The sequence below is a fragment of the Amycolatopsis sp. NPDC004378 genome, from assembly GCF_053602455.1.
In genome coordinates this window covers 1-2,524 of record NZ_JBSGDR010000059.1, presented here as the reverse complement: position 1 = coordinate 2,524, position 2,524 = coordinate 1, and the positions used below count along the sequence as shown (strand labels likewise).

2 protein-coding genes and 1 pseudogene are annotated in these 2,524 nt (G+C 68.7%); all 3 read left to right on the top strand.

Annotated elements, in window-relative coordinates:
* Nucleotides 1-94: pseudogene (locus ACWEN0_RS49975) on the top strand (fasciclin domain-containing protein); the annotation flags it as partial.
* Nucleotides 95-566: 472 nt separating this feature from the next.
* Nucleotides 567-725 carry a hypothetical protein gene (locus tag ACWEN0_RS49970; RefSeq protein ID WP_451988804.1) on the top strand — a complete coding sequence of 53 codons (159 nt, stop codon included), beginning with the start codon at nucleotides 567-569 and terminating at the stop codon, nucleotides 723-725.
* A gap of 317 nt (nucleotides 726-1,042) precedes the next feature.
* Nucleotides 1,043-1,705, top strand: a complete 663-nt coding sequence (locus ACWEN0_RS49965; protein ID WP_451988803.1) for a fasciclin domain-containing protein — start codon at nucleotides 1,043-1,045, stop codon at nucleotides 1,703-1,705.
* The last annotated feature ends 819 nt before the right edge of the window (nucleotides 1,706-2,524 follow it).

The following is a 2,524-nucleotide window of genomic DNA, read 5'->3' as shown; positions in this document are numbered from 1 at the left end:
CGGCGCGAAGATCCTGTGCGGCAACATCCCCACGAAGAACGCCACCGTCTTCGTGATCGACAAGGTTCTCACCCCCGGCACCAACAAGAACTGACACTAGCGACCGGGCCACCTACGAGTGGCCCGGTATCGAACGGCCGCTCCGGCTCCACTTACCTCCTGGAGCCGGAGCGGCTGTATTTCGTTGCCCGCCGCGGAATTCGGCAGTGGGCAGCGACTGTGGTCTGTCGGCGGGTCACAGGAGGTCCGCTGGCGGGGGACGCCACAAGCGGCGGCGTCCCGCCGGTCGCCGCCACGGCTTGGTTCACTCCAGGGTCGTGGCGGCGGCCGGCCCTTCCGCGAAGACGGAAGTCGCGCGTCACAGCGCGACCGGGAAGACTCGGGTCGCCACCGGTGCCCAGGCCGCCTTTCCGGCGCGGTCGGTCTGAACGACCCATCCGAGGGACAACTGGCCCACCAGCCGGAGTCCGTACCGTCTGGAGCCTGGGCGCCCGGCGCGTACCGGTGTGACATCCGGATCGCGGTCGGTGATTTCGACGAGCAGGTTTCTCACCGGTGCGAGCAACGTGCAGCTCACGGACTGCGGTGGCGTGTCGGTACGCGTTGCCGACCAGCTCGTCGATTACGAGCTGGACTCCGCCGAACCGGTCGTCGGGGCCGGCGCCGAACGTCAGAGTTTCGGCCACCTGCGACCGGACCTCGCGCAGATCCGGGTGACCGCCTAACGCGATCCTGGTCTCTGCCGCGCGGGCCAGCTTGCGGGTGAGCCGCGCCAGCTCTTCGTCGAAATCCATTGCCGAGCCGTCCTTCCCTCGATGCCCGGCCCGATTCGGATTCGATCTGGCTGTTTCCCCGGATTAGTTCGCCTCGTCAACGTGAAGCGTCGTTCCTCAGCGGTGTTCACCCGATCGGGTTGTGTGCGCGGTTCGACCCAGCCGGCAGGTTCGTGGCCGCGAATCTGCGACACCCGATCGCACCAGGGGCCCGTCCAGGTGCGACCGGTCCCCGGTGGATTTAGACCTCGCTCGATCAGGAGTTTTCCGTGACCAAGGTTCGCCTCACCGGTATCGGTCTGGCCGCAGTCGCCGCACTCACGCTGAGTGCGTGCAGCAGCGGGGCCATCGCCGCCTCGGCCGGCCCGGGCCACCCGGTGGCAGCGCCGGCGCCGAGTGTCGCCGGCGCGACCGGTACGCCAGACGGGGTGACCACCCATGCCGACGTGTTCGGCCCCGCCTGCTCGCAACTTCCGCAGGGCAACGAGCCGGGCTCGCTGGACTCGATGAGCCCGCAGCCGGTCGCCTCGGCCGCCTCGACCAACCCGCTGCTGACCAAACTGGTCGCGGCAATCACGGCCACCAACCTGGTCGACACGCTCAACAGCCAGCCCGGCATCACCGTGTTCGCACCCGCCGACCTGGCCTTCGAGGCCCTCGGTGAAGCCGAGTTCACCGAACTCGCGGGTAAACCGGCCGCACTGGCGGCGATCCTGCAGTACCACGTCCTCGGTAAACGCTACGACGCCAAAGGTCTCGCGACCGCGGGCACGGCCGACACCCTCGACACCGCCGGCGGTCCGCTGAAGATCGACGGCGTCGGCGAGACCATGACGATCAACGGCGCGAAGATCCTGTGCGGCAACATCCCCACGAAGAACGCCACCGTTTTCGTCATCGACAAGGTGCTCACACCGGGCAGTAGGGGATGACTCCGACTTCCGGGCCGCGGAACGCCGTTCCCTTGCGGACGGCCCGGAACGCCGGCCGCCGCAGTTGCGCCGTCACCGGGCACTGCGGCGGCCGCCGGCACCCTTTGCCGAGGCCGATGGGCTTCGGCGCCAGGACCGGCGACGGTTCTGGGAATCGTCACCGAGCTGGGGGTAGTGCACTACCCCCAGCTCGGTGACGGGCGCGGGTGGGGACCCGCACCCACCGCCGAGGGATCCGATGACTGTCGTGGCGTCGGCTGAGCTTGCCCGTGGTCCACGGGAACAGCGAGGCGGGGCAATCAGAAGCCGGTGTTCCCGATTCACTGTCCTGAGCTGCTGAGGACCACGTCGCCGTTGAGTAGACCGCAGTCGCGCTCGTGCCAGCAGCCACGGCCGCTGATCTGCAGGGCCCAGTACGAGGCAGAGGGTTCAGGCCCAGGCCGTGGTGATGGCGCTGTCTTCGGCGCTCGTTGGCGGACGGTGCGACCGCCGGGCCGAAGTGTGGTGGACGCGGATACCGCGCCGGGGGCCGTGAGCGAGGAGCCGTGAGCCACGGCGGTCATGAACAGGCGATGGCGAATCTGCTCAGGTGTTGGCCTTCTTCGCACGCGGTCACCGGACACGATCCGGATGGTGAACGGACCAAAGAGACGTTCGGGACACCACCCGCCGGAACGATCGCGGGGCCTCCCGGCGAACCGGAGGGCCCCGCGCTGGTGCTGATCGGTCAGTGAGGCAGGTGGAAGTCGTTGCCGGAGCCGATGCTCAGGTGGCTCAGGTCGGCGCCGATGTTGCCGCTGAGGGCGCCGTCGCCGATGT